The organism is Pseudomonas sp. BF-B-15 (assembly GCF_019946675.1).
GTDB classification, from domain to species: Bacteria; Pseudomonadota; Gammaproteobacteria; order Pseudomonadales; family Pseudomonadaceae; genus Aquipseudomonas; species Aquipseudomonas migulae.
Window position 1 is genome coordinate 1 of sequence record NZ_JAGYFZ010000192.1, and the last position, 4,119, is coordinate 4,119.

The 4,119-nt window shown below is 60.7% G+C and carries 3 protein-coding genes; 1 reads left to right on the forward strand and 2 read right to left on the reverse strand.

All coding sequences use genetic code 11. The features are described 5' to 3' along the window. A partial coding sequence (locus tag KGA97_RS29110) for a hypothetical protein (protein ID WP_223481966.1) occupies positions 1-237 on the forward strand: 237 nt, incomplete at its 5' end. Here the strand turns inward: KGA97_RS29110 and msrA are convergent. Together msrA and KGA97_RS29120 are read right to left on the reverse strand one after the other, a co-directional pair. Beyond that, entirely contained in the window at positions 221-868 is a 648-nt protein-coding gene (msrA, locus tag KGA97_RS29115; protein WP_192226894.1) for a peptide-methionine (S)-S-oxide reductase MsrA, read from the reverse strand. The genes KGA97_RS29110 and msrA overlap by 17 nt on opposite strands. Positions 869-1,068: 200 nt before the next feature. Continuing rightward, a complete protein-coding gene (locus tag KGA97_RS29120; RefSeq protein ID WP_207284708.1) occupies positions 1,069-3,762 on the reverse strand; it encodes a GGDEF and EAL domain-containing protein in 2,694 nt (897 codons plus the stop codon). Positions 3,763-4,119: the final 357 nt, after the last annotated feature.

Genomic DNA, 4,119 nt, shown 5'->3' on the forward strand with positions numbered 1-4,119 from the left:
ATTTTCCGCCGCTATCGCCGGCAAGCCGGCTCCTACAATTGGATCTGTGTCAGATCGGATTGGGTGGGTAACGCCAATCAGTTGTGTGCCGAGCTCAATATTGTGTCTGACACGAAACCTGTAGGAGCCGGCTTGCTGGCGATGGCGGCCGAGAGATTCGCGCTGGATTTTCCGACGCTATCGCCAGCAAGCTGGCTCCTACAATTGACTCTGCGTCAGGTCAGATTGGGCAGGTGACGCCGGTGCCGCCAATCCCGCAGTAGCCTTCAGGGTTCTTGGCCAGGTATTGCTGGTGATAGGCCTCGGCGAAGTAGAACGTCGGCGCTTCTTCGATTTCGGTGGTGATGGTGCCTTTACCCGCCTTGGTCAGTTCGGCCTGGAACACTTTTTCGCTGTTCTTGGCCGATTCCAGTTGCGTCGGGTTGGTGGCGTAGACCACCGAGCGGTACTGAGTGCCGATGTCGTTGCCCTGGCGCATACCCTGGGTCGGGTTGTGCAGTTCCCAGAACATTTTCAGCAGTTCTTCATAGCTGACTTTCGCCGGCTCGTAGACCACCAGTACCACTTCGCTGTGGCCGGTCAGGCCCGAGCAGACTTCTTCATACGTCGGGTTCGGCGTGAAGCCACCGGCGTAACCCACCGCCGTACTCACCACACCTTCGCGCTGCCAGAACTTGCGCTCAGCACCCCAGAAGCAACCCAGGCCGAAGATCGCAAAGTCCACGTCCATGGCGAATGGGCCCAGCAGCGGGGCGTCGTGGACGAAGTGTTTTTCCGGCACGGTCATCGGGGATTCGCGGCCAGGCAGAGCTTGTTCTTTAGTCGGTAGCACGTTTTTGTTCACCAGAATTTCCGAGCGCAGAACCATGATCAGTCCTCTCAGTCAGGTTGAAATGTAGATAGTCAGACCGCCAGTTTGCCCAATGCCGCCTGGTTACGCACTATCCAATGTGGGAGCGGGCTTGCTCCGGGCGGCGTTCCGACGAATGCGGTGTGTCAGATGACACTGTTGGTGACTGATGCACCGCTATCGCGAGCAGGCTCGCTCCCACAGGGATTGCGGTGTGCTCAGGCGATTGGGCCGCGTGGGTAGCGCTTGAGCTTTTCGATCAGCTCGGAGCCCGGAATCGGTCGGTCGAACAGGTAGCCCTGGCCGACGTCGCAGCGGTGGCGGCGCAGGAAAGCCAGCTGTTCGGCCGTCTCGATGCCTTCAGCCACGACCTTGAGTTTCAGGTTGTGGGCCATGGCGATCACCGCGGAGGTGATTTCCATGTCGTCCTGGTTGTCCGGGATTTCGTGAATGAAGCTTCGATCAATCTTAATGATGTCGATGGGGAATTTTTTCAAGTAACTCAGCGACGAGTAACCGGTGCCGAAGTCGTCCATGGCCAGGGTCAGGCCCAGGCGCTTGAGCTGGTCGAGCTGCAAGTGGGTGTCTTCGGTGGCTTCCAGCAGCAGGCCTTCGGTCAGTTCCAGCTCCAGCAGGCTTGGAGGCAGCGCTTCTTCCTTGAGGATGTTGGCAATCGACGACACCAGGTCCGGGTCGGAGAACTGCTTGGGCGACAGGTTGATCGCCACTTGCAGATTGCCCAGGCCGGCGGCCGTCAGGTCTTTGCTCATGCGGCAGGCCTGACGGGCGATCCATTTGCCGATCGGGATGATCAACCCGGTTTCTTCGGCGACGCTGATGAACTGGTCCGGGCGGATCATGCCTTTTTCCGGATGGTTCCAGCGCAGCAACGCTTCCATGCCCAGCAGGCGACCGCTGCGCAGGCACAGTTTCGGCTGGTAGAACACGTCCAGCTCGTTCTGCGTCAGGGCGCGGCGCAGGTTGTTCTCGACGAACAGTTTGTAACTGGCCTCGGCGTTCAGCGCTTCGGTGAACACCTGAACCTGATGCTTGCCGTTGGCCTTGGCCTTGTGCAGCGCGAGCCCGGCGTTACGCATCAGGGTTTGCGGGTCACGGCCGTGCAGCGGCGCGCAGGCGAGGCCCACGGAGCCGGTGACGCTGATCAGCTGGTTGTCGACGAACATCGGTTTGTCGAGGGTCGCCAGCAGTTGGTTGGCGACTTGCTGGCCCATCGCGAGGTCGGTGTTGTCCAGCAGCACGGCGAATTCGTTACTGGCGAAGCGCGCCAGGCTGCCGCTCGGGATCAGGCTGTTGCGCAGGCGTCGGGCCAGGCTGATCAGCAGTTTGTCGCCGGTCTGGTGGCCGAGGCTGTCGTTGATCCGCTTGAAGTTGTCGATGTCCACCAGCAGCAGACTGATCGGGGTATCGCTGTCTCGGGCGAAGCGCTCATCGAGATTACGGATGAACGCCGGGCGGTTTCCGAGGTTGGTGAGGTTGTCGGTGTAGGCCAGGCGCTCGATGCGTTGCTGGGCGAGTTTGGTCTGGGTGATGTCTTCGTAGATGCCGATGTAATGCGTCAGCTCGCGGTTGTCGCCGTACACCTTGGAAATCGACAGCTGGCCCCAGTAGGGTTCGAGGTTTTTGCGGCGGCTCTTGAATTCACCCTGCCAACTGTTGCTCTTGGCCAGCGCCGAGGGCGCGTCGAACAGCAGTTCGCTGAGGTTTTCCAGGGCCGGCAGTTCCGACAGCCGCTGGCCGTGGACTTCTTCGGTGGAGTACTGGGTGATCGCGGTGAAACTCGGGTTGACGTACTCCACCACGCCGTCGCAATTGACCAGCAAAAAGGCGTTGGCACTTTGCTCGACCGCACGCTGGAACAGGTGCAGGGCGCTGGTGGCGGTGCGACGGTTGTGGTTGTTGATGACTTGGGCGAACTGGTCGGCCAGCTCACCGGCGAAGGCGATTTCGTCGGACTGCCAGGCGCGGGTCGCACCGGTCTGCTCCAGACAGAGCACGCCGACCACTTGGCCATCGACACGAATGCTGGCGTCGAGCATCGCGTTCACATCACGCGGGCGCAGGCTTTCGGCCATTTCCCGGGTGCGCGGATCGCGAATCGCATTGTGGGCATCGATTGCACGGCTGCCGTGCAGCGCGTCCATGTAATCGGGGAAGCCGCTGATGTCGATCGGCTCCGGTAGGGCGTATTCCTGGGTGGCGCGGTGATACGCCGAGATCGGCACCAACATCGAACCGTCGAGGTTCCACAGGCTGGCGCAGTCGATTTCGTAGATGTCACAGGCGCTGCGGGTGATCAGCTCGGCGGCTTCTTGCAGGGAATTGCCGGTGCTGTAGCGCTGACGGGTCAGCAGCAGGATCAAGTCTTGCTGGGCGCGCACGCGGTCCAGGTGCAGGAGCTGCTCCTGTTGGGCGCGCTGATTGAGTTCCAGGGCGATCTGCAAGCGCGAGTTCTGGGTTTCGAGGTCCAGCGCCGGCAGCAGCGGATCGCCTTGGAACATGCCATCGACCACCAGCAGGTAGCCGCGCAGCAGGTGTCGATTGTGTTGTTTGTAGGCTTCGCCCAGTTCCAGCAGGCTCAGGGTGCCTGCGGCGGTGTGCAAGGTGTAGCGGATCAGGTAATGCGGGCTATCGGTGAGTTGTTGCTGGACCGCGTCATGCAGCTGATAGCGCGCTTCGGGCTCCATCAGGCTGGCATAGGGCGAACCGACCAGCGCACAGAGCTCCACCGCGGGCAGGCCGAACTGTCGCTCGCAATTTGGATCGAGAAACAGCAGCGCCCAGCTGGGTTCATTCAGCCGTTCGAAACGCAGCATGCCGAGCCGCGAGGGCACCGGCAACTGCGTCACTACCTCGGCCACCATACGGCTGGCGGCATCGGGTTGGCTTTTCATGGAGGGTAACTCGCTTCGAATGTGCTGATCGCGCTGGGCTCTCGCCCTCTTTACTGTTGCCTGCGGCAAGGTTGCATCATTGCGACACCGACTGACAAGAGACATGAAGGCCAAGTGCTATAAGAATATGTCGGCCGGCGTGAACATTTCTTCAGTAATGGCTGAAAACTAACGTATTTCGCTGGAAAAAGCGTTACGGCTGATCGCCAGCAAGCTGGCTCCTACAGAGGTTTGCGTGATTTCTCGATCTGCGGAGCGACGCCGGACCTGTAGGAGCCTGGCTTGCCAGCGATGGCGGCCTGAAGGGCGGCGCAGAGTTTGAGACCGCTATCGCCAGCAAGCCGGCTCCTACAGGGG